Source organism: Pseudomonas sp. s4, assembly GCF_046764235.1.
GTDB classification, from domain to species: Bacteria; Pseudomonadota; Gammaproteobacteria; order Pseudomonadales; family Pseudomonadaceae; genus Aquipseudomonas; species Aquipseudomonas asiatica.
Window position 1 is genome coordinate 5,398,867 of sequence record NZ_CP177209.1, and the last position, 22,340, is coordinate 5,421,206.

16 protein-coding genes and 1 rRNA gene are annotated in these 22,340 nt (G+C 63.4%); 7 read left to right on the forward strand and 10 right to left on the reverse strand.

Annotation, left to right across the window (positions count from 1 at the left end; translation table 11 throughout):
- Positions 1-9 precede the first annotated feature (9 nt).
- Both ACK56M_RS25055 and ACK56M_RS25060 read left to right on the forward strand, forming a co-directional pair.
- Positions 10-633: a lysophospholipid acyltransferase family protein gene (locus ACK56M_RS25055; protein ID WP_015271817.1), complete on the forward strand. Its 624-nt coding sequence runs from the start codon at positions 10-12 to the stop codon at positions 631-633.
- 1 nt (position 634) lies between these two features.
- Positions 635-1,567 (forward strand): phosphatidate cytidylyltransferase, encoded by a 933-nt coding sequence (locus tag ACK56M_RS25060; protein ID WP_015271818.1) that lies wholly within the window; start codon positions 635-637, stop codon positions 1,565-1,567.
- A gap of 216 nt (positions 1,568-1,783) precedes the next feature.
- On the opposite strand, the gene ACK56M_RS25065 is transcribed toward ACK56M_RS25060, so the two are convergent.
- Entirely contained in the window at positions 1,784-2,059 is a 276-nt protein-coding gene (locus tag ACK56M_RS25065) for a metal/formaldehyde-sensitive transcriptional repressor (protein WP_015271819.1), read from the reverse strand.
- 70 nt (positions 2,060-2,129) lie between these two features.
- Here ACK56M_RS25065 and dmeF point away from each other — a divergent pair, with 70 nt between their 5' ends.
- The 4 genes from dmeF to ACK56M_RS25085 all read left to right on the forward strand — a co-directional run bounded on the left by dmeF (position 2,130) and on the right by ACK56M_RS25085 (position 5,296).
- A complete protein-coding gene (dmeF, locus tag ACK56M_RS25070; protein WP_015271820.1) occupies positions 2,130-3,071 on the forward strand; it encodes a CDF family Co(II)/Ni(II) efflux transporter DmeF in 942 nt (313 codons plus the stop codon).
- Between the two features lie 96 nt (positions 3,072-3,167).
- Complete coding sequence (locus ACK56M_RS25075) at positions 3,168-3,512, forward strand: cupin domain-containing protein (RefSeq protein ID WP_003258412.1); 345 nt, start codon at positions 3,168-3,170, stop codon at positions 3,510-3,512.
- Positions 3,513-3,819: 307 nt separating this feature from the next.
- Complete coding sequence (locus tag ACK56M_RS25080; protein WP_411959125.1) at positions 3,820-4,308, forward strand: Hcp family type VI secretion system effector; 489 nt, start codon at positions 3,820-3,822, stop codon at positions 4,306-4,308.
- Positions 4,309-4,318: 10 nt separating this feature from the next.
- The gene (locus tag ACK56M_RS25085) at positions 4,319-5,296 is read left to right on the forward strand and encodes a hypothetical protein (RefSeq protein ID WP_015271821.1); all 978 of its coding nucleotides are present in this window, start codon (positions 4,319-4,321) and stop codon (positions 5,294-5,296) included.
- Positions 5,297-5,775: 479 nt separating this feature from the next.
- Here the strand turns inward: ACK56M_RS25085 and mmsB are convergent, their stop codons facing one another.
- Complete coding sequence (mmsB, locus tag ACK56M_RS25090) at positions 5,776-6,663, reverse strand: 3-hydroxyisobutyrate dehydrogenase (protein WP_015271823.1); 888 nt, start codon at positions 6,661-6,663, stop codon at positions 5,776-5,778.
- Positions 6,664-6,673: 10 nt separating this feature from the next.
- The gene (locus ACK56M_RS25095; protein WP_061303619.1) at positions 6,674-8,200 is read right to left on the reverse strand and encodes a CoA-acylating methylmalonate-semialdehyde dehydrogenase; all 1,527 of its coding nucleotides are present in this window, start codon (positions 8,198-8,200) and stop codon (positions 6,674-6,676) included.
- A 132-nt stretch (positions 8,201-8,332) separates the two neighbouring features.
- On the opposite strand from ACK56M_RS25095, the gene ACK56M_RS25100 reads away from it, so the two are divergent.
- On the forward strand, positions 8,333-9,283 hold the full coding sequence (locus ACK56M_RS25100) for a LysR family transcriptional regulator (protein WP_100413988.1): 951 nt from the start codon (positions 8,333-8,335) through the stop codon (positions 9,281-9,283).
- 904 nt (positions 9,284-10,187) lie between these two features.
- Here the strand turns inward: ACK56M_RS25100 and ACK56M_RS25105 are convergent.
- The 7 genes from ACK56M_RS25105 to rrf all read right to left on the reverse strand — a co-directional run bounded on the left by ACK56M_RS25105 (position 10,188) and on the right by rrf (position 22,236).
- Positions 10,188-10,679 (reverse strand): OmpA family protein, encoded by a 492-nt coding sequence (locus tag ACK56M_RS25105; RefSeq protein ID WP_015271826.1) that lies wholly within the window; start codon positions 10,677-10,679, stop codon positions 10,188-10,190.
- A gap of 4 nt (positions 10,680-10,683) precedes the next feature.
- Positions 10,684-11,955, reverse strand: coding sequence for a diguanylate cyclase domain-containing protein (locus tag ACK56M_RS25110; protein WP_411959126.1), 1,272 nt, complete (start codon positions 11,953-11,955; stop codon positions 10,684-10,686).
- Positions 11,952-12,518, reverse strand: coding sequence for a YfiR family protein (locus ACK56M_RS25115; RefSeq protein WP_043935908.1), 567 nt, complete (start codon positions 12,516-12,518; stop codon positions 11,952-11,954). The genes ACK56M_RS25110 and ACK56M_RS25115 overlap by 4 nt, the downstream gene beginning before the upstream one ends.
- Before the next feature lie 195 nt (positions 12,519-12,713).
- Positions 12,714-14,789 (reverse strand): exodeoxyribonuclease V subunit alpha, encoded by a 2,076-nt coding sequence (gene recD / locus ACK56M_RS25120; RefSeq protein WP_015271829.1) that lies wholly within the window; start codon positions 14,787-14,789, stop codon positions 12,714-12,716.
- Positions 14,786-18,463: an exodeoxyribonuclease V subunit beta gene (gene recB / locus ACK56M_RS25125; RefSeq protein ID WP_191472133.1), complete on the reverse strand. Its 3,678-nt coding sequence runs from the start codon at positions 18,461-18,463 to the stop codon at positions 14,786-14,788. Before recB ends, recD begins: the two co-directional genes overlap by 4 nt.
- The gene (recC, locus tag ACK56M_RS25130) at positions 18,460-21,942 is read right to left on the reverse strand and encodes an exodeoxyribonuclease V subunit gamma (RefSeq protein ID WP_411959127.1); all 3,483 of its coding nucleotides are present in this window, start codon (positions 21,940-21,942) and stop codon (positions 18,460-18,462) included. Before recC ends, recB begins: the two co-directional genes overlap by 4 nt.
- A gap of 178 nt (positions 21,943-22,120) precedes the next feature.
- Positions 22,121-22,236 (reverse strand): 5S ribosomal RNA (gene rrf / locus ACK56M_RS25135).
- Between the last annotated feature and the right edge of the window lie 104 nt (positions 22,237-22,340).

Sequence of the window (22,340 nt, forward strand, 5' to 3'; positions counted from 1 at the left end):
TACCGATCCATGCTCGCCAACCTGACCGCCTACCTCATCACTTCCGCCGCCCGCCTGATCACCGGCGCCCGCGCCCTGTGGCTGGGCTGCACGCCGCTGCCGGTGCAGCGCCTGTATTTCGCCAACCACAGCAGCCATGGTGATTTCGTACTGCTGTGGGCCTCGCTGCCGCAGCCGCTGCGCAAGCGTACCCGTCCGGTAGCCGGTGCCGATTACTGGGCCAAGCCGGGCATTCGCGATTTTCTTATCCGCAAGGTCTTCAACGGTGTGCTGATCAACCGGCAACACAGCCCCGGCCAGGGCAGCCCGTTGCAGCCGATCCTCGAAGCAGTGGCCCAGGGCGACTCGCTGATCTTCTTTCCGGAGGGCACCCGCAATCTCGGCGACGAGCCGCTGATGCCGTTCAGGAGCGGGTTGTATCACTTGGCAGCAGCCAACCCTGGAGTCGAACTGGTGCCGGTGTGGATCGCCAATCTCAACCGGGTGATGCCCAAGGGGCGCGCCCTGCCGTTGCCGTTGTTGTGCACATTGAGCTTTGGCGAGCCGCTGCACCTGCAGGCGGATGAAAGCAAGCAAGCCTTTCTCGAGCGGGCCAGCCAGGCCCTGCTGAACCTGGCCCCCAAGGATGCCTGAGATGGACGACAACACCCTTTCCCTGTTTGCCGGCATCGGCGCCCTGCTGCTGCTCGCCAGCGTGATCGGCCGCCTGCTCAAATGGCGCGCCGGCCCGGCACCGCACGCGGTGATCGACAACCTCAACGCCCGCATCAACGCCTGGTGGGTGATGGTGCTGGTGATCGGCATCGCCTTCCTGTTCGGCAAGTACGGCGTGATCGTGCTGTTCTACGGCGTGTCGTTCTATGCTTTGCGCGAGTTCATGACGCTCACCCCGACCCGGCGCAGCGACTACCCGGCACTGGTGGCTGCGTTCTATGTGGCACTGCCGGTGCAGTACGTGCTGATCGCCATGGACTGGTACGGGTTGTTCAGTATCTTCATCCCGGTGTACCTGTTCCTGTTGCTGCCGATCCTGGCCAGCTTCGGCGGCGACACCACGCGCTTTCTCGAGCGCGCCTCGAAGGTGCAGTGGGGGCTGATGATCGCGGTGTACTGCGTGTCGTCGGTGCCGGCATTGATGACCCTGGACATCCCGGGTTACGAGGGCCGCAACCTGTTGCTGATTGCCTGGCTGATCCTTGTGGTGCAGATCAGCGACGTGCTGCAGTACGTGTGCGGCAAGCTGTTCGGCAAGCACAAGGTAGCGCCCAACCTGTCGCCATCCAAGACCGTCGAAGGCCTGGCCGGCGGCGTGGCACTGGCCACCCTGATCGGCGCCCTGCTGTGCTGGATCACCCCGTTCACCTTCTGGCAGGCCGCGCTGATGGCGTTGGCGGTGAACGCCATGGGCTTCTTCGGCGGGCTGGTGATGTCGGCGATCAAGCGCGACCGTGGGGTGAAGGACTGGGGGCACATGATCGAAGGCCACGGCGGCATGCTCGACCGCATGGATTCGGTGTGCTTTGCCGCGCCGGTGTTCTTCCACTTTGTGCGGTATTGGTGGGCGTAGAACGTGTTCGCCTTGAACTTTCTAGTACCCGTAAGATCGAGCGCCGCCCGCGCGGCGCTCGATCTCACAGGCACTGGAAAACTAAAGGCGAGCACTAAGCGGACTGATCGGATGGCAAAGTAAGCACATGCCTTCTGACACGTAAGAAATCAGCATGTACCATCGGGCACCTATACCCCCCAGGAGTATCCGTATCGCCATAGCTTGGCCGGTCTGCTACTTGAGGTACGACCGCAGCAACGTCGCCACCTTGTCCGCCTCGTCCTGCCGCTCCTCGGCACTCAGCCCTTCCGCCACCAGGTGTTCGCGGATATGCCCTTCCATCACTTCGGCCATCAGCCCGTTCACCGCACCGCGCACGGCGGCGATCTGCTGCAGTATCGCCAGGCAGTCCTTGTCCTGCTCCAGCGCTGTCTCCAGGGCGGCGGCCTGGCCTTTGATCTTGCGCACCCGGGTCAGCAGCTGCTTCTTGCTCTTCAGGGTATGTGCCATTGGGTTTCACACCATGCTAGGTATACTGGGGTATAGTATATTTCTCGACGTTCCGGGAGCATGATAAACCATGGCAACACAAACCTCAGACCGCTGGCAGCACAGCCACCAGTTCCATACCAGCAACCTGAGCGCCGAGCGCAAGACGCGCCTGGCCGTGTGGCTGACCGCGGTAATGATGGTGGCGGAAATTACCGGGGGCTGGTTCTTCAATTCCATGGCGTTGCTAGCCGACGGCTGGCACATGAGCTCCCACGCCCTGGCCCTGGGCCTGTCGCTGCTGGCCTATGCCGCCGCGCGGCGTTATGCCGGCGACCGGCGCTTTGCCTTCGGCACCTGGAAGATCGAGATTCTCGGCGGCTACTCCAGCGCCCTGCTGTTGCTGGGCGTGGCCGGGCTGATGGCATTCCAGTCGGTGGAGCGCCTGCTGGCACCGGGGCCGATCCACTATGACGAGGCGATCTTCATCGCCGCCGTGGGCCTGGCCGTCAACCTGATCTGCGCCTGGCTGCTGCGTGACGACCATCACCATCACGATCATCACCACCATGGCCACGACCATCACCATGACCATGGCCACCATCACCACGACCTGAACCTGCGCTCGGCCTACCTGCACGTGATGGCCGACGCCGCGACCTCGGTGCTGGCTATCGTCGCCCTGCTGGCCGGCAAGTACTGGGGCGCCGGCTGGCTCGACCCGGTCATGGGCCTGGTCGGTGCGCTGCTGGTGGCGCTGTGGGCCCGCGGGCTACTGCGCGATACCGGGCGAGTGCTGCTGGATGCGGAGATGGACGCGCCGGTAGTGGAGGAAATCCGCGAGGTGGTCGCGCAGCTGCCGGTGCCGGCCAGCATCACCGACCTGCACGTGTGGCGCGTGGGCAAAGACCAGTACGCCTGCATTCTCGGCCTGGCCGCCCGGGCCGAACTCAGCGCCGACAGCGTGCGCCAGTCCCTGGGCGTACACGAAGAACTGGCACACATCACCGTCGAGGTCAACCGCCTGGCATAGCGCGACCAGACAGCTGGACGTCGAGCCCAGGCAACTGCGGCTCGGCCGATGGCCCTATGGTGACGAGTCATTCAGCCAGTCACCAGGAGTTGTGCCATGTCCGATTTCATCACCGTCCTGCGCGAAACCTGCCCGACGCCGGTCGTGGACGCCACCAAGTGGAAGCGCATCGGCGGCGATCCGCACACCGTCAACCTCAACGCCTACCTGTCGGCCGACGGCAGCAAGATCATGGGCACCTGGATCTGCACCCCGGGCAAGTTCGAGGTCAACTACGAGAAGTGGGAGTTCTGCCACTTCCTTGATGGCTACTGCATCATCACCCCGGAAGGCGAAGAGCCGAAGCACCTGAAAGCGGGTGATGTGTTCGTGATCGAACCGGGGATGAAAGGCACCTGGGAAGTGGTCGAGACCGTGCGCAAGTACTTTGTCTTTGCTTGATTCATAAGCGGACCTTGGTTTGGGTCATGTGGGATGAGTGAAAACTCCCACATGACTCTGCTCGCAATTCAACATGATGAATAAGGCAACCAGAAGTTTAATAAACATCACCCTATTGCAAGGATAACAGTTACATTTTTTGACATATGAATTCAGCTTCCCCCCTTCATTTGTAGTCCATTTCTGAACTGCACCTCTTCATCCCCTGAAGTATTGCCCCCGACTCATCGCAGGCCTAGGCTCTGCACATCATCCGGGTCACCGGGCAGCAATACCCAATTGATTCAATTGCCAGGGAGAAGAAAACGTGGCTTTCGACGCCTACATTCAGATCGACAACATTCCAGGCGAAGCACCGGACAAGCAATACAGCAAATGGATTGAAGTGCTTGGCTACGATTTCGGCGTCAGCCAAAGCACATCTGCCACTGCAAGTTCTACTGGCGGAGCCACTTCCGGCCGTACCTCTGTCACCAACTTCACTTTCACCAAATACCTCGACAGTGCCAGTTGCAAACTGATGGAGGCCAGTTGCACCGGGCAGCACCTCAAGGAAGTGAAACTGGCACTCTGCCGCGCGGGTGGTGACAAACTCAAGTACTACGAAATCATCCTCGAGGAAGTGATCATCGCCGAGTATTCGCAGAGCGTGGACACCGGCGTACCGCTTGAAGTAGTGCAGCTCAACTACGGCCGGATCAAGACCACCTATACCCAGCAGCGGCGCATTGATGGCGCCGGTGGCGGCAATATCGCCGGCGGCTGGGACCGGATCGGCAACAAGAAATACGCGTGAGGACAAGGCTATGTCTGAAGCCCGGGCGTTTCTCAATCTCAAGCTGCAAAACTATCATAGGCTGAAATCCGACCTGGCGCTGACCGGTCATTCCCTGGAAAAGTTTGACGTGCTGAATTCGCACATCGCCAATACTGTGGTCCGTAGCGGTGAACTTATCATCATCGGCGATCCCACCACGGCTTCCTGCACCAGCCAGGAAGCCTGGATGATGAGACAGGCGACGATTGCGCACATGGGGCTGATGCGCAACGGCCAAGGTGTGGATAACTTTTTCCTGGACAATTTCGAGACCTTGAAGAGCCTCATCGCGCATGCATCTGTGGGCGCTGGTGTAGTCAGTGAAGGGTGGAGCAAGCACCTGAAAGCTATCGAGGCCACCTTGATGGATATCGAGAAGCTGCATCAACAGCATCTCGGGTCAGGGGCCATGGCGGCTCGCGATCAGTTCTATGCAAAGCGTGCCGTCTTGTTCATGAAGTTGGATGAGCAGCTGAACAAGCTGGCGGCTTATGGTTCCGGGATAAGGAACAAAGGCTCGATCAAAAGGACGCTGGGGATATCCACAAAGAGTTATTTGCATACCGGCGAGATTGCAGGATATGCCAACAAAGTCTCAGGCGTGGCGACGGCTGCTAATTTGATCAAGAAAGGAACGTATGTAGGGATTGCATTAGACGTCGCTGCCACGGGCCTGGAGATACATAAAGCCTGTACGCTCGGACGCGAGGAGGAATGCAAAAAGGCGCATTATGTCGAGATTAGTTCATTAACCTTGGGCTTGTTGGGTACTACTGCTGGGGCAGCCAGTGGCAAGCTTATTCTTGGTGCTGCTTGCAGCGTGGTGTTTGGCGTAGCGACAGGTGGAACCGGAGCACTCGCTTGTGGGATATTCGGCGGTACAGTGGGGGGAATGGCAGGCGGAAAATTTGGGAATGAAGCAGGCGCCTGGGCTGGGGAACTTCTATACGAGGCAGTCGCAAAATGACAATCATGCACTGGATTTTTTTAGTCTACAGCATGACAGTCACAACTTTACTTTTCTTGAACCTGGCATTAACAATATATATCGCTCATCGCAAAATTGATTACATTGAAGGATTTTTATTAAATTGCAATGCAATAACCGGCGAAAAAAAACTCTGGCTACATGCTGGCTTGATGGGAAAATTCTTTCGACTAACGAATATATCATTCATACTGCTCATTCCTAAAATCTATGCACGAAAAAACCTCATTGACATCAAAGAAATAAATAATCTACCTTCAAAAATCAAGACCCTCCTAATCTTCATAGGCTCCTCGCTTTTGATATTGACTATCGCATTTTTTGGTTTGGGAATTTTCATGTATTACTTACCCCCCTTGCCTAAATAATGCTCAAAAAACATCGCAGTACGGGCCCCTCCCCTCTGGTGCGCAGTTACAGAGGGAAGGCCGCCCGGCCCGCGATAAAGTCCTCGCTCGTCAATCCTTCTTGCGGTAACCCTCGACGATCGCCGAGAAGTCCTTGCCACCCTCGCCGCGCAGGCTCATGGCCTGGTACAGCTGCTGGGCCACGGCCCCCAGGATCACCGGTTGATGCGCCTGGCGTGCAGCCTCGGTGGCCAGCCCCAGGTCCTTGAGCATCAGCTCGGCGCCAAAGCCACCGGTATAGCCACGCGATGCCGGCGCGGTTTCGATGATGCCCGGCCACGGGTTGTAGGTGTCCGAGCTCCAGCAACGCCCGGTCGAACTGTTGATGATGCCGGCCAGCACCTTGGTGTCGATGCCCAGCGCGTTGCCCAGGGCCATGGCCTCGGACACGCCGATCATCGAGATACCCAGCAGCAGGTTGTTGCAGATCTTGGCGATCTGCCCGGTGCCGACTTCACCGCAGTGCACGATGTTGCGGCCCATCTGCTCCAGTACCGGCTTGAGGGTGGCAAACAGCTCGGTGCTGGCACCGACCATGAAGGTCAGGGTGCCTGCCGCCGCGCCGCCGGTGCCACCGGACACCGGTGCATCGCCCATGTCCACGCCCTTGGCCGCTGCGGCCTTGGACACATCACGCGCCGTCTGCGGGTCGATGGTGCTGCAATCCACGGTCGGCGTGCCGGGGCGAATGCCCGCCAGCACACCGTCTTCGTTCAGGTACACGCTGCGCACATGGGCAGCAGCCGGCAGCATGGTGATCACCAGCTCGCTGTTGGCCGCCGCGTCCTTGGGCGACGGGCTGACCTGCCCGCCCAGTTCTGCCAGCTCGGCCAGCACAGCCTTGTTCAGGTCGAACAGGTTCAGTTGGTGCCCGGCCTTGATCAGGTTGCGGGCCATGGGTGCGCCCATGTTGCCCAGGCCAATGAATGCGATACGCATGACTCTCTCCTTAGCGCAGGCTGATGGTGGTGTTCACACCATCGTTGACACTGTCGTCATCGAACCAGCGGGCGGTGACGGTCTTGGTCTGAGTGTAGAACTGCACCACTTGCTTGCCGTACGGGCCGAGGTCGCCGAGCTTGGAGCCACGCGAGCCGGTGAAGCTGAAGAACGGTACCGGTACCGGGATCGGGATGTTGATACCGACCTGGCCGATGTCGATTTCGCTCTGGAACTTACGCGCTGCCGCGCCGCTCTGGGTGAACAGGCCGGTACCGTTACCGAACGGGTTGGCGTTGACCAGGGCGATGGCCTCGTCGAGGGTGTCGACCTCCAGGGTCACCAGCACCGGGCCGAAGATTTCCTGGGTGTAGACCTGCATGTCGGTCTTCACGCCCGAGAACAGGGTCGGGCCAATGAAGTTGCCTTGCTCGTAGCCCGGTACCGTGACGTCACGGCCGTCGAGTTCCAGCTTGGCGCCTTCCTTGATGCCGCTTTCGATCAGGCCCAGCACACGCTCCTTGGCGCGTTTGGAGACCACCGGGCCGACATCGGTGCCTGGCTCGCAGCCGGCATTGACCTTGAGCTTGCTGGCCGCTTCCTTGATATCCGGCAGCCATTCACGGGCCTTGCCCACCAACACCGCCACCGAGGTGGCCATGCAGCGCTGGCCTGCTGCACCGAAGGCGGCACCGACCAGGGCGTTGACGGTTTGCGTGCGGTTGGCATCGGGCAGCACCACCGCGTGGTTCTTGGCGCCCATCATCGACTGCACGCGCTTGCCGTGCTGGCTGCCCAGGTTGTACACGTGGGTGCCCACTTCAGTGGAGCCGACGAAGGAAATCGCCTTGATGTCCTGGTGGGTGCAAATGGCATCCACCACTTGCTTGCCGCCATGCACCACGTTGAGCACGCCAGCCGGTATGCCGGCTTCCAGCGCCAGTTCGACCAGCAGCATGGTCGACAGCGGGTCCTGCTCGGACGGCTTGAGCACGAAGGTGTTGCCGCAGACGATGGCCATGGGGAACATCCACAGCGGGATCATCGCCGGGAAGTTGAACGGGGTGATGCCGGCGCACACGCCGATCGGCTGGCGCAGGGTATAGGTATCGACGCCGCCGGCAACGTTCTCGGCGAATTCGCCCATCTGCAGGGTGCCGATGGAGGCGGCGTGCTCGACCACTTCCAGGCCGCGGAAGATATCGCCTTCGGCGTCGGCCAGGGTCTTGCCCTGCTCGGCACTGAGGACTTGGGCGATGCGTTTGGTGTTTTCGCGGATCAGCGCCTGCAGCTTGAGCATGATGCGCATGCGCGCACCGATCGGCGTGTTACGCCAGGTCTGGAAGGCACGTTGGGCAGCGGCCACGGCCGCGTCGACTTCTTCGACGGTGGCGAACGGTACGCGCGCCAGCACCTCTTGGGTGGCCGGGTTGACGATGTCGCGCCATTCGGTGGTCGCGGACTCGACCCATTGGCCGTCGATCAGCAGCTTGACCTGCTCGATTTTGGTCTGGGTAGGGGATTGCGGTGCGTTCATCTGCGTTCTCCTTGGAATTATTGTCGGGACGAGATCGCCAGCGCCGTGCAAACGCGAGGTGGCGTCCTGAGGCTTGTTTCGAGTATAGATGTGCAAACATCCAACAAGAACGCACAAAAAAACCGGATCATCATGCAAAAAGACCTTACATCCCTGAGCGCGCTCAACTGGGACGACCTGAAGTTCTTCCTTGAAGTGGCGCGTACGCGCAAGGCCAGCAGCGCCGCCAAGCGCCTGAGCGTGGACTACACCACTGTGTCGCGGCGCATCACCTCGCTGGAGGGGGCGCTGGGCACCTTGCTGTTCGAGAAATCCCGGACCAACGGCTTTGTCCTCACCGCCGAGGGCCAGCGCTTGCTGGGCTATGCCGAGTCGATCGAGAGCACGCTGCACATGGCCTGCGAGCAGGTATCCGGGTCGGGCGTGGCGTTGTCGGGGCATGTGCGCATGGGCTGCACCGAAGGCTTCGGCAGCTTCTTCGTCACCCCGCAGCTAAGCCACTTCGTCGATGCCTACCCGGCGATTTCGGTGGACATCCTGCCGCTGCCGCACTTCATCAGCCTGTCCAAGCGCGAGGCGGACATCGTCATCGCCCTGGAGCGGCCGGAGCATGGGCCTTATGTGTGCTGCAAGCTGTGCGACTACCGCTTGCGGCTTTACGCGACCCAGGACTACCTGGACAGCCATGCACCGATCAACCAGATCGCGGACCTGGCCAGGCACCCGTTCATCAGCTACGTGGACGACCTGGCGTTCAGTTCGGAGCTGCTGTACCTGGCCAACCTGATCCCCAGCGCCAGCGCGCATTTGCGCAGTACCAGCGTGATTGCCCAGTACACGGCAGCTTTGCAAGGACGTGGGTTGGCAATTCTGCCGTGCTTCCTCGCCGCACAGGACCCGCGGTTGGTGACGGTGCTGCCGGAGGAGATCGAGGTGACGCGGCAGTTCTGGATGTATTGCCGGGAGGATTTGAGGAAGTTGAAGCGGATTACCCTGCTGTGGGATTACATCCGAGGGGTGACCGAGGCGAATGCACCGTTGTTGATGGGGGAGACACGGGAGATGCGCTTTGCTCAGGAATGAGGGGCTGCTGCGTAGCCCATAGCCGGCAAGCCAGCTCCCACAAGGTCTGCGCCGGATTCAAGGCATGCGCAGGACCTGTAGGAGCGGGCGTGCCCGCGAACACCGGCGCAGCCGGTGCCAGTCACCGAGTCGCCTGCTTCGCGGGCTTGCCCGCTCCCACAGGCACTGTGCTGGATTCAAGACAGGTGCTGTACCTGTGGGAGCCGGCTTGCCGGCGAACACCGGCGCAGCCGGTGCCAGTCACCGAGTCGCCTGCTTCGCGGGCTTGCCCGCTCCCACAGGCACTGTGCTGGATTCAAGACAGGTGCTGTACCTGTGGGAGCCGGCTTGCCGGCGAACACCGGCGCAGCCGGTGCCAGTCACCGAGTCGCCTGCTTCGCGGGCTTGCCCGCTCCCACAGGCACTGTGCTGGATTCAAGACAGGCGCTGTACCTGTGGGAGCCGGCTTGCCGGCGAACACCGGCGCAGCCGGTGCCAGTCACCGAGTCGCCTGCTTCGCGGGCTTGCCCGCTCCCACAGGCACTGTGCTGGATTCAAGACAGGTGCTGTAACTGTGGGAGCCGGCTTGCCGGCGATCACCGGCGCAGCCGGTGCCAGACACCGAGTCGCCTGCTTCGCGGGCTTGCCCGCTCCCACAGGCACTGTGCTGGATTCAAGACAGGTGCTGTAACTGTGGGAGCCGGCTTGCCGGCGATCACCGGAACAGCCGGTGCCAGACACCGAGTCGCCTGCTTCGCGGGCTTGCCCGCTCCCACAGGTACTGTGCTGGATTCAAGACAGGTGCTGTACCTGTGGGAGCCGGCTTGCCGGCGAACACCGGCGCAGCCGGTGCCAGGCAACGCGTTGCCTGCTTCGCGGGCAAGCCCGCCCCTACACGCGGATATGCTGGCCTGGGAGGCTGTGGTCAGTAGGAAGCCACCACAATGGACACCCGCCGGTTCTCGGTGCGCCCGGCGCTGGTGCGGTTGTTCGCCACCGGCTGGCTGCTGCCCAGCCCGCGGGACTGGATGTTCTGCGCCGGCATGCCTACCCCGACCAGCGCCTTGGCAACGCTCTGTGCGCGGCGCTCGGACAGCTGCTGGTTATACGCCACCTTGCCGGACGAGTCGGCATGCCCATCCACCCGCACACCTTGGATGCCAACGCCGAGCAGTGCCTTGCCAATGCGTTCGACAATCGCCTGGCTCTGGCTGTTGAGGCTGTCCAGGTCGCTGCCGAACAGCACCTTGCCGGACAAATCGTAGGCCCAGCCTTCGTCGGTCGGGGTAAAGCCTTCACGCTTGAGCACGGCAATCTGCTCGGCGGTCAGGCCTTTGGGCGGAGCGCTCTGGCAGCCGGTCAGCCCCAGCACGGCGAGCAACAAGACCCAAAGGGGGAAACGCAAAGCCTGTATCACGGGTTCAACTCCTGTTCTTGATTTCGCTGGCGGACCGTTCCGTCTGCGCCACTTGCCAATGGCCACGGCGTTTGCGCTTGGCCTGGTACATCGCCGCATCGGCGGCATTCAGAAGACTGGCGGGGTCGGCGCCGTCATCCGGGTAATAGGCAATACCGACACTCAACGAGGTGGCGATACTGCGACCGCTGTCCAGCTGCACCGGCAACTTCATGCTGGCAACGATCTTCTCGGCAATGTGCTCGGCGTCCTGGCGCGAATGCAAAGGCGTCAGCAGCACGGCGAACTCATCGCCACCCAGGCGCGCTATCAGGTCGTGCTCGCGCAGCTGGGCGCGAACGCGGTCGGCCACGCTTATCAGCACTTCGTCGCCGACCGCATGGCCGAGGGTGTCGTTGATCTGCTTGAAGTGGTCACTGTCGAGGAACAGCAGCGCCAGGTGATCCTGCTGCCGTTCGGCATTGCGCACGCTGCGGCTCAGGCGCCCCTCGAAGAAGGTGCGGTTGGGCAGGCCGGTCAGGCTGTCGTGGCTGGCCTGGTGCGCCAGGGTCTGGTTTTCGTTCTGCAGGTGGCTGTGCCATACCTCCAGCTCATCCAGCAGGGCATTGAAGTCATTGCCCAGTTCGTGGAGCTCGGCAATCGGCGCTTCCGGCACGCGCCGGTCGAAACGGCGCTCGCGGCGGGCAGCGTGGGCGACACTGGCCAGGCCGCGCAGCGGGCGGACGATATCGCTTAGCAGACGCCGCGACAGGTACTGGGCAGCCAGGGCGCTGAGCACCGTGCAGAACAGAATGCCGGCCAACCCGCTGAACAGGAACAGCAACAGGCTTCTCCCCTGGCCAACCAGCTCGATGCGCCCGACCTGCTGTTGCTGGTGCGTGATCGGCAGGTTGATCGGCTCATCCAGCAAGGCGGTGGCCACCTGCGCCTCCAGCCGCGCGAGCACGCCGGTATCGCTGCGCTGCCAATGCGCCAGCTGCTCGCCTTCGTTGTTGAAGACCCTGGCTTCGGCCACTTCCTCGGTACTGGCAATCAGCGCCAGCGACTCATTGGCCGCAGCGCTGTCGTCAAACACCACCGCCGCTTCCACGGTGTAGCTGATCGAGCGGGCGATCAGGTGCAGGTTGTCGTTGGCGTAGACACGCAAGGCGAGCACGCCCAGCAGGGTCAGGGATATGCCGGCCAGGCCCACGGCGAGCAAGGCGACGCTGAGGTGGCCACGGCCCAGCACCGAGCGCAGGGTCGGGCGCACGCCGCGCTTGCGGGTTGGTTTCATGGTTGCACCGCCCGGCGCCGCGACAATTGCAGCACGCTGGGATGAATGTGCACGCCGGAGCGTGCCACCGAGTCCAGGTTGACTTCAAAGGCTACCTGTTGGTCGCTGACCCGCAAGCAGAACAGGCTACCGACCGTGCACGGGTCGTCTGCCTCGCTGATGCTCAGCACCGGGTGGCCACTGACGCGCTCGAACAGCCGGTCGCGCTGGCCCTGGTCGAGTTTGCCAATGTAGATGGCGTCGCAGGCCTGGGCGACCTGGCTATCGTCTGCCAGCAGCCGCCGCACCTGCAGCGGTCGGCCAGACTCCTGCACATGGCCTTTGATCAGGTCATCGGCGTATTCGGTCGGGCCGACCAGGCACAGGCGCAAGGGCGAAGGTTCGACGGGCCAGCGGGCGTAGCTGAAGATGCCCAACACCACCTGGGTGACCGCCTTGGCACGTTGCTGCGCCTGGGCGGCAGTCATGGCGGGGTCTGCCTGGGCCGGACCTGCGGAAAGGAACAGGGCGGCCAGCAATAGCGAAAGCACACATCTCGTCACTCGCCTTGCGGCCACGTTCATGTGGGAAATCTCTTAAGGTCCTTTCCGATATCGGCGCAACGATAGCACATGGCCGCATCAATGTAGGTACGAGCAGCTTTGTGCATGGGGATTGATGGCCCCATCGCCGGCAAGCCAGCTCCCACAAGGACTCCACAGCCCTTGAAAACTGCGCTGCACCTGTGGGAGCTTGCCGGCGATAGGGCCTTATCGGTCCTACACCTGCTCCAGCATCAACCCGGAAATACGCCGCACCTTGCGCGCCACCGCCTCTTCGAAAATACCCTGACGAGGCTCGACCAGGCTGAAGCAATGCTTGGCGCGGGTGATGCCGGTGTATACCAGTTCCTTGGTCAGCACCGGGTTGAGCGCATCCGGCAGCACCAGCGCGGTGTGGCTGAACTCTGAGCCTTGGGACTTGTGCACGGTCATGGCGAATACCGTTTCCACTTCGTTCAGCCGGCTGGGCAGGACGAAGCGCACGCCCCCACTGCCGTCGTTACGCGGGAAGGCCACGCGCAGCAAGGGTTCGCCGCGCTCATCCGGCAGACGCAGGGCGATGCCGATGTCACCGTTCATCAGGCCCAGGCCGTAGTCATTGCGGGTGACCAGCACCGGCCGCCCTTCGTACCAGGGCTGCTGGCTGTCGATCAGCCCGGCATTGTGCAGTACCCGCGCCACCCGCTCGTTGAGGCCTTCGACACCCCAGGCGCCGCGGCGTACCGCACACAGCAACTGGAAGTCTTCGAAGCTGTGCAGCACCTTGCCCGCCCATTGCTCCCACGCGGGGTCATCAACGGCGGTATCGAGTGCCGGGCGGAAACGGCCAAGGGTACGCAGGTAGCTGCGATAACCCTGCGGGCCGTCGCTGCCGCGGTTCAGGCCGTCGAGCAGCAGGCGGTCGAAGGCGCGGTCCTGTTCGTGCTTCAGGGCCAGGCTATGCACATCGGGCGGCGGCGTGGCCAGCAGGTTGCGGGCCGCGTGGGAGTCCTGGCGATTGACCAGCCGGGCCAGTTGGCCAATGCCGCTACCTTCGCCAAAACGCCGCGAGAAGCGCAGCATCACCACTTGCTGGGCAAGCGGATTACGTTGCTCATCGCCGGCCTTGAGGCCGATGCCCGCCAGCGATTCGCCACCGGTCTGCTCCAGCCATGCCTCGGTCTCTGGCGAGTAACACCCCTCCTCGGCATCCCGGCACAGGTCACCCAGTACCGCACCGGCCTCGACGGAGGCCAGCTGGTCCTTGTCGCCCAGCAGTACCAGGCGTGCCCGTGGCGGCAGGGCATCGAGCAGGTTGGCCATCATTTCCAGGTCGATCATCGACGCTTCGTCGACCACCAGCACGTCCAACGGCAGCGGGTTGCCGGCATGGTGGCGGAAGTGCCGCGAACCGGGGCGGCTGCCGAGCAGGCGGTGCACGGTGCTGACCTCGGTGGGGATCTGCCCGCGCACCTGGGCGCTGACCTGCAGGCGCTCGACCTGCTGGCCAATGGATTCGGTCAGGCGCGCAGCCGCCTTGCCGGTCGGCGCGGCCAGGCGAATGCGCAATGGCCTGCCCTGCTCCACCGCCGGCGCCTGCAGCAAGGCCAAAAGGCGTACCACGGTAGTGGTCTTGCCCGTGCCGGGGCCGCCGGTGATGATGCTGAAGCCTGCGCGGGTGGCAAGGGCGCAGGCGAGCTTCTGCCAGTCCACCTGGCCAGCCGGCGTACCACCGTCAAACAGCTGCGCCAGGCGGCCACGCAAGTCGGCCGGGGGCGCTTCGGACTGGGTCAGGCGCTGGCGAAGTGTATGGTCGATGCGCCGCTCGTAACTCCAGTAACGGCGCAAGTACAGGCGCTCTCCGCTGAGCACCAAAGGCCGCGCTTGCTGCCCCGAAGTATCGCCGGCGGCCACTAGCGGACTGGCGGCAATGCGCTGGCGCCAGGCGTGCAGGTCGAGGTCGGCGAGCAACTGCGAAGGCAGCAGCAAGGGGCCGGTCAAGGCGTCGCCTTCAGGCGGCAAGGACAGGGCGAAATCGGGCTCGGCCAGGGTCTGCTGCAGGTCGAGGCAGACATGGCCGTGGCCCAGTTGGTGGCTGGCCAGGGCGGCGGCCAGCAACAGCAGTGGGTCACTACCGGGGGCTAGCTCCTCCAGGAATGATACGAACGCTCGGTCCAGGGCACGCAGCCAGCCGCGCTCTACCCAGCGGTCGAGCAGTTGCAACAGGTCACCGCTGTCATGCTGTGGCGCCAATGCAAGCAGGTGCTCGGCGTGCAGCGGGGTGGGCAACAGGTCGACTAGGCTTCGGCTCATATCACGGCTCCGGCAAACAGGTCCTGCTGCACGGGCGGGTGCTCACCACGGAACAGCGCATCGAGGCTTTCGATCAGCTCACGCGGTGGCTTGGCGTGGTAAACGCCGTGGCCGCTGCTGCTGGCACCTCGCAGGAAGATGAACAGGGCGCCGCCGACATGGCGGTCGTAGTCGTAGTCAGGCAGGCGGGCGCGCAACTGCCGATGCAGGGCCAGCAGGTACAGCACGTACTGCAGGTCGTAGCGATGTTCGAGGATGGCCTTTTCCATGGCCGGGGCATCGTAGGCCTGAATGTCCGGGCCCAGCCAGTTGGACTTGTAGTCAGTCACGTAGTAACGCCCGTCCAGCTCGAAAGCCAGGTCGATGAAACCTTTGAACATGCCATTGAGCACAGTCGGCTGCGCCGCCGGGCGGGCCAGGCCGGGGTGGGTGTGGCGTGCCACCAGGCGGTCGAGTTGTTCGGCATCGACCTGGTGGCTGGCGAACCAGAACTCCATTTCGATCTGGTAGTGGCGCAGCTGCCCGAGCGTCACACCGAGGTGGTTGCCCGGCAACGGCAGCGCTTCGCCCAGCAGGCGCTGCAGCCAGTGCGTCAGGGTGGGGATCCAGCCGGTCCAGTCACGACGGTTGCAGCGCTGGCCAACGGTTCGCTCGATCAGCCGTGCATTGCCGCTGACCTGGCTGAAACCCTCGCGGCCAACCCATTCCAGCAAACCATGCAGGAAGGTGCCGGGGTTGGGCCCGCGCGGGAAGCGGTGAATATCGCCACTGTCGGCCGGGACCTCGCGCAGCATCTGGGTATCGACCACTTCATCATCCAGTAACTGCTGGGCCTGGGAACTGTCGGCACCGAGGGTCTGGTCGCCGACGCGCAGGGCACTGTACGAGGCAATCCACCAATGCTCGGCCCCCGCCGCGCGGCGCGGCTTGCGGGCAGGCAGCAGCTCATGCTCGGCGTGCGGCATGCGATATACCTGCTCATCTGCCGACGGTAGGCCCGGGCAGCTGATGTGCGGGCAAGTTGCAGCCAAGGCCTGCAACCAGTCTGTCAGTTGTTGCGAGCCCGGCAGGGCGAGGCCGCCTCCCAGCAGGTAGCCGAACGCCGAGCGGTGCAGTTGCGAGCTCTTCTGGTTGCCCCGCTTGAGGTCGGCGACACCCAGCCAGCAGGCATGCTGGGCACGGGTCAGGGCCACATAGAGCAGGCGCAGGTCTTCGGCCAGGCGCTCGTCGTCGGCGCGGTCGATCTGTTCCTGGTCTGGTGTGAGAGTGAGATGGGCGTTGCCCTGGCTATCATGCCAGGCCAACGGCAGGCGGCTGCCGTCCACCGGTTTGCTGGTGCAGATGAACGGCAGGTAGACCAAGGGGTATTCCAGGCCCTTGGATTTGTGGATGGTCACCACTTTCACCAACTGCTCGTCACTCTCCAGGCGCAGGATCTGCTCTTCACCAGCTTGGCCGGAACTGGCCAGGTGCTCGGCCAGGTGGCGGATCAGCGCCTGTTCGCCGTCCAGTTCGCCGGCGGCCTGTTGCAGCAGCTCGGCCAGGTGCAGCAGGTTGGTCAGCACCCGCTCGCCATCGCTGCGGCGGATCAGCGTGCGCGGCAGCTGGAAGTCATGCAGCAGGTGCCGCAGCATCGGCAGCACGCCCTGGCGCTGCCAGGTGTCGCGGTAACGGCGAAAACGCATGACCCAGTCTTCCCAGACCCGCTCGTCCTGGTTCAGGCGGTCCAGCGCAGCCAGCGACAGATCGAGGGTAAGGCTGGCCAGGGCGGCCTTGAGCAGGCGCTCCGAGTCGGGTTCGGCACAGGCCTTTAGCCAGGCCAACAGGTCGTGGGCTTCCTGGGCGGCGAATACCGAGTCCTTGTCGGACAGGTACACACTACGCACCTCGCGCGCGGCAAGCTCGGCGCGGACCATCTGCGCTTCATGGCCATCGCGCACCAGGATGGCGATGTCCGATGGCAGGCACGGGCGTAGTTCGCCCTCGGCATTCTGGAAACCAGCCGTGCCTTGCTGGCCGCCATTGAGCAAGGCGACGATATGGCTGGCGCAACTGGCTGCCAGCTGCTGCCGGTAAACGCTGCCGGAGACCGGCTCTTCGCTTTCCAGATGCCAGCATTGCAGGGCTGCGCAGGCTTCACCGTCGATCAACAGCTGTTCGCCACGGCCTTTGGCGCGGACCTCGATGAACGGCAGCGGGTTGTCATCAGCCTCGCGGAACAGGAATGCGCCACGCCCTGCCTCACGCGCCTCGGCCTGCAGGAACACCTGGTTGACCGCCGCGACCATGGCCTTGCTGGAGCGGTAGTTGGTGTCCAGGCTGTGCAGGCGACCACTGGTGGCACGGCGGGCGGCAAGGTAGGTGTAGATGTCGGCGCCACGGAAGGCATAGATCGCCTGCTTGGGGTCGCCGATCATGAACAGGCCGGTCTCGGCGCGGTTTTCGCTGATCTGGTAGATGCGCTCGAAGATGCCGTACTGCACCGGGTCGGTGTCCTGGAACTCGTCGATCAACGCCACCGGGAACTGTTCGCGGATCAGGCTGGCCAAGCGCTCGCCGGCCTCGCTGGCCAGGGCATGCTGCAGGCGCAGGAGCATGTCGTCGAAGCCCATTTCCGCACGCCGACGCTTCTCCACTTCGAAGCGTGCCGCTACCCAGTTGGCGGCATGCTCGAGCAATGGGGCATCCGGGCTGTCCAGGGCCTGTAACTGTTGCTGCAAGCTCTGCATGGCATTGAGGGCCGGGTGCTCGGGTGGCTCGCCCTTCCAGGCTTCGGCCATGCCCGCTGGGGTCAGGCGGGTAAAGCCGGTGCCCAGGTCAAGTTCCACCAGTTGTTCGTCTGCGGCCCAGGCGCAGAGTTTGTCGAACCAGGGCTCGAAGTAACGGGCCTGCATCTTGCGGCCATCGACCTGTTTGGCGGCCAGTGCATCACGGCAGATCTGGCGCAATTCCTCGGCCCATTGCGCCCAAGGCGCCTTGAGCCGGGCCAACTGCTCGCCACGCTGCTGCAGCGATGCCTGGATCAGTGCCGCCGGCTCGGGCCCATCGTGCTGGACGCGCACGCGACCGAACAGCGGGCGGATCCGCGGCAGCAAGTCGTCGGGGCTGCCCCAGTGGCCACGCACCCAGGCCAGCGCGTCGCCTTGCATGCCGTAGCAGAAGCGCCGCCAGTAGTCGCGCATGACCTGACCCAGCAGTTCGCTGTGGTCTGTTTCCAGGGTCTGGGTGAACAGGCTGCCGCTGTCGAAGGCATGTTCGCGCAGCATGCGCTGGCACCAGCCGTGGATGGTCGATACCGCTGCCTCGTCCATCCACTGCACGGCAATTTCCAGGCGCCCGGCACAGCGTGGCCAGGCTTCTTCCGGATAGTCGTCACGCAGTTGGTGTAACAGCGGGTCGGCCGCCTCCAGCTCGCCACGGAAGAACCGCGCAGCTTCGGCCAGGCGGGCGCGAATACGTTCGCGCAGCTCTTTGGTGGCGGCGTCGGTGAAGGTCACCACGAGGATCTGCGGTGGTAGCAGCTCGCGGTTGAAGCCCTGCTCGCCACCGTGACCGAGGATCAGACGCAGGTACAGCGCCGAAATGGTGAAGGTCTTGCCCGTGCCGGCGCTGGCCTCGATCAGCTGGCTGCCATGCAGGGGGAAACTCAGTGCCAGGGGACGGTCCTGGGTCATGCGCCTTTCTCCGGGTTGCCCAGGGTCTGCCACGGGGCGTTGAACAATGGGCGGTACAAGGCTTCGCACCAGCCTTCGAAGGTTTCATCAGCGGTGAGTGCGGCAAAGTCGCGGAACTGCCGGGCCAGGGCGATGCTTTCACTGCGCTCGCCGAAGCTGGTGCGCTCGTCGCCTTCGTAGGCGCGGGCGGCAGCAGCCAGGGCTTTGTCGCTATCGTCCTGGGCCAGCCAAGCGAACGCGGTCTTGGCCGCGACCGGCAACGGCGCATTCATCGCCGCCTGACGGGCTACCAGCAGGTCGCCCAGCAATTGCGCCGCCTGCGCTTGCGGCAGTGGCTCAAGCAGCAGGGTCAGGTCGCTGGCCACCAGCGCGCTGTTATAGGGGTAGCCCGCCGCGCAGGCCGCCAGGTGCGTGACCCAGGGCGCGATCAGGCGGTGCCACTTGAGGGCGTTACGCCCGGCACTGATAGTGTTGGGTACGGTGGTGATGCTGAGCAGGCTCTGGTCATCTGCCTGGAATACCCGCCCAAGCCACCCTTCGAGGCGGTGTGGGCCGTGCTCGAAATGCACGGGCAATGCCCCCTCGACCAGCTGCGGCCAGCGTTGCAATAGCTGGCGGTGGCGTTGCAGCAGGTCTGGCAGGGGCTCGATCAGCTCGCGCTGCAGCAGTTCGCCAAAGCCGGCCAGTGGCAGCACGCCACAGCCCTGCAAGCGCCGGGCTTGCGCCTGCAGGGCCTGTTCGGCATTGTCCGGCTCGGCCAGCGCTGCACCCAACAGGCTTTCACTGGCGCCGTATCGTTGCAGGGTATCGAGGACGAAGGGTTCCTCGTCCGGGGTCGGTGCTTCCAGCGCTTCGAAGTACACCTTCAGACGCTGGCTGAAGAAATGCCGCACCGGGTGGCGCAGGAAGTCATTCAGCTGGGTCAGGCTCAAGGCCTCCTCGTCATGGTATGGCGGTAGGCCGGGGTCAGCCTGCTGGTCCTCCTGGCCCTGCTGGTGCAACACCTGCCATTCGTGAGCAAAGCTGAACAGCGGGCTGCCCTTCTGGAAGTAGCGTGAACTGAACGGTTGCAGCGGGTGCTCCTGGGTCAGTGCGTGCAGCAGTTGCTCGCCTGGTTCTGCCGGCTGCCCCTGCTCCGCGCCTGCCAGCTGCCAGCCGGCTGCAAGGTGATCGCGCAACTGGCCGATGAGCACCGAGGCCGGGCGTTCGCTGTTGTCGCGGATACTGCGCCCGACCCAGCTGACATACAGCTGGTCGCGGGCCGACAACAGCGCTTCGAGCAGCAGGTAGCGGTCATCCTCACGGCGCGAGCGGTCACCGGGGCGGTAGTCGCTGGCCATCAGGTCGAAGTCCAGCGGCTGCTGGGCGCGGGGATAATCGCCATCGTTCATGCCCAGCAGGCAGACCACCCGGAACGGGATGGCGCGCATCGGCATGAGGGTACAGAAGTTCACCGAGCCGGCGAGGAAGCGCTGGGACAACTTGCCCTGGTCGAGGCCCGACAGCCAGGCTTCGCGCACTACGGTCAGCGGCAATGGGTCTTGCAGGCCGACGGCCTCGCACACCTCGAGCCAGCTATCACGCAGATCCTGCAACTGCACCAGCAGGAACTCGTCGCGCTCGCCCTCGGCCAGGAAAAACACTTGCAGCAAGGCATGCAGGCGTTCCCCCCACTGGCTGACAGTGGCAGGCTCGGACAAGGCCTGGCCGGCCACTTCGAGCGCGTCGAGCAAGGCGACCAGCGGGCCAATCAGCGCCGCATCCAGGCCACCGATTTCATCGTAGGGTTCGATGCCGTCACAGGCCTCACCCACGCCTACGGCATAACCCAGCAGCATGCGGCGCAGGCCGAACCGCCAGCTGTTCTGTTCCAGCCCAGCAGGCAAGCCCAGGCTGGCCCGCTGCTCGGCATTGAGGCCCCAACGGATGCCGGCACCCTCGATCCAGCGGTGCAGTGTGGGCAGATCGTTTTCGCGTATGCCGAAACGGGCGCGGACTGCCGGCACATCCAGCAGGTCGAGCACTTCGCTGACCGCAAAGCGGCTGTCCGGCAGCTTGAGCAGGTGTTCGAGGGCAATCAACAAGGGTTCGCGGCCACGTTGGCCCTGGTCGGTCAGGGTGAACGGGATGTAGCGCGGATCGTTGCGCTGCAACTGGCCGAATACGGCGCGAATATGTGGCGCGTAGGTATCGATGGCCGGCAGCATGACGATCACGTCACGTGGGCGCAGGGTTGGGTCTGCGCTGAACCGGGCCAGTAACTGATCGTGGAGGATCTCCACTTCGCGTTGCGGGCTGTGGGCGATGTGGAAGCGGATCGAGCGGTCCTTCGCTGGGTCGACTGGATGCCACTGCTCACGAGTTTCGGCGAGCGGACGCAGTTCGAGGATGTCGTCCTGCAACTGGTTGAGCAGCGTGGTGGGCGAGCCCTCACTGAACAGGTCGATTCGACCGTCGCTGAACACGCCCTGGTAACTGCCGGGGTCATCGTAGCTGTCGAGCAGGTTGATGTAGTCGCGGCCTTGTTTGCCCCAGGCGGCCAGCAAAGGGTGGGCATGTTGGTGTAGCGACTGGTCGTCCAGTTGCAAGGGCATGCCCTGCTTGCGTTGCTGGCGCTTGTACTGGTGGCGCAGCAGGTCCTTGTCGGCAACGATATCGGCCCAGTGGTGGCGGCAGGGGTTGTGCACGCACAGTAGCACCTGGCTGAAGCGTGCCAGGCCGGCCAGTGCCTCGAGGGCCTGGGCTGGCAGCGAGGAGATACCGAATACGATCACCCGGGCCGGCAGACCGGCAGGTGCCTGCTTCAGGCTGTTGATCCGTTCGATGAAGCGTTGATGTACGCCGGCACGGCTCTGCGCCATGCCCTGCTCACCAACATCCTCCAGCAATGCACGCCACAACTCGGCCTGCCAGCGGTTGCCCGGGGGCAGCGCCTTGCGTTCACCGCGGGCGGTGTTGAGGATGTGCTCGCCAGCGGCCCAGTCCTTGAGCCAGTCGGCGCGGTAGACCTGATACTGGTCGAACAGGTCGGCCAGGCGCTCGGCGAGCTGGTAACGCTTGCGCAGGTCGCTGTCGTCGGTGAGGAAGCGTCGCAACGGCTCGAAATGGGGACGTTCGATCAAAGCCGGGAGCAGACGCATCAGACGCCAGGTCAGCGGTGCCTTGTCGAGCAGGGAGACTTCGGGAATTTCGTCACGGCCCAGCACGCTGCGGTAAAGCTGCCACATGAAGCTGCCTGGCAGTTGCACATCGATGGCGGCGGCGATGCCACAGCCGCCCTGGTCATCGTCCTGAGGGTCTTCGGCAAGCGCCAGTTTGAGCCATTGGGCGATGCCAGTGCTTTGCACCAGGGCGATTTCGTTTTCCAGAGGTGCCAAGGGATAGCGACGCATCCAGCTCACCACCAGGCTGCGCAGGTCGTCGAGGCGGTTGCCGTGGACGATCATGAAGCCGGGGTGGAGGTGAGTGCTGTTGGGCATCGGGAGGTCTCTGGCTGGCGCTGGGGGCTGAGAGGGCACGATATCACGCGGATGCCCGATAGGGCCGAGTGCCATCAGGCTGAAGCTCCCACAGAGGAGAGTTGTACAGGTCTGGGCTTATTGGCCAGAAAGACAAAACCCCTACCTGCATGTGCAGATAGGGGTTTTGCGAAATGAATCTTGACGATGACCTACTCTCACATGGGGAAACCCCACACTACCATCGGCGATGCATCGTTTCACTGCTGAGTTCGGGATGGGATCAGGTGGTTCCAATGCTCTATGGTCGTCAAGAAATTCTGTTGCCAGAATGTCCAGATGGACAGCCCAGCGAATTCGGATATGCGATATTTGTGATGTTGCGAACTTTCGGTTGCTTCGTCTTCACCACCGCAATC

Excerpts from the sequence above, each read along its gene's own strand:
- ACK56M_RS25055 (WP_015271817.1), top strand. The coding sequence starts at position 10 with ATGCTCGCCAACCTGACCGCCTACCTCATCACTTCCGCCGCCCGCCTG.
- ACK56M_RS25060 (WP_015271818.1), top strand. The coding sequence starts at position 635 with ATGGACGACAACACCCTTTCCCTGTTTGCCGGCATCGGCGCCCTGCTG.
- ACK56M_RS25065 (WP_015271819.1), bottom strand. The coding sequence starts at position 2,059 with ATGGCACATACCCTGAAGAGCAAGAAGCAGCTGCTGACCCGGGTGCGC.
- dmeF (WP_015271820.1), top strand. The coding sequence starts at position 2,130 with ATGGCAACACAAACCTCAGACCGCTGGCAGCACAGCCACCAGTTCCAT.
- ACK56M_RS25075 (WP_003258412.1), top strand. The coding sequence starts at position 3,168 with ATGTCCGATTTCATCACCGTCCTGCGCGAAACCTGCCCGACGCCGGTC.
- ACK56M_RS25085 (WP_015271821.1), top strand. The coding sequence starts at position 4,319 with ATGTCTGAAGCCCGGGCGTTTCTCAATCTCAAGCTGCAAAACTATCAT.
- mmsB (WP_015271823.1), bottom strand. The coding sequence starts at position 6,663 with ATGCGTATCGCATTCATTGGCCTGGGCAACATGGGCGCACCCATGGCC.
- ACK56M_RS25095 (WP_061303619.1), bottom strand. The coding sequence starts at position 8,200 with ATGAACGCACCGCAATCCCCTACCCAGACCAAAATCGAGCAGGTCAAG.
- ACK56M_RS25100 (WP_100413988.1), top strand. The coding sequence starts at position 8,333 with ATGCAAAAAGACCTTACATCCCTGAGCGCGCTCAACTGGGACGACCTG.
- ACK56M_RS25110 (WP_411959126.1), bottom strand. The coding sequence starts at position 11,955 with ATGAAACCAACCCGCAAGCGCGGCGTGCGCCCGACCCTGCGCTCGGTG.
- ACK56M_RS25115 (WP_043935908.1), bottom strand. The coding sequence starts at position 12,518 with ATGAACGTGGCCGCAAGGCGAGTGACGAGATGTGTGCTTTCGCTATTG.
- recD (WP_015271829.1), bottom strand. The coding sequence starts at position 14,789 with ATGAGCCGAAGCCTAGTCGACCTGTTGCCCACCCCGCTGCACGCCGAG.
- recB (WP_191472133.1), bottom strand. The coding sequence starts at position 18,463 with ATGACCCAGGACCGTCCCCTGGCACTGAGTTTCCCCCTGCATGGCAGC.
- recC (WP_411959127.1), bottom strand. The coding sequence starts at position 21,942 with ATGCCCAACAGCACTCACCTCCACCCCGGCTTCATGATCGTCCACGGC.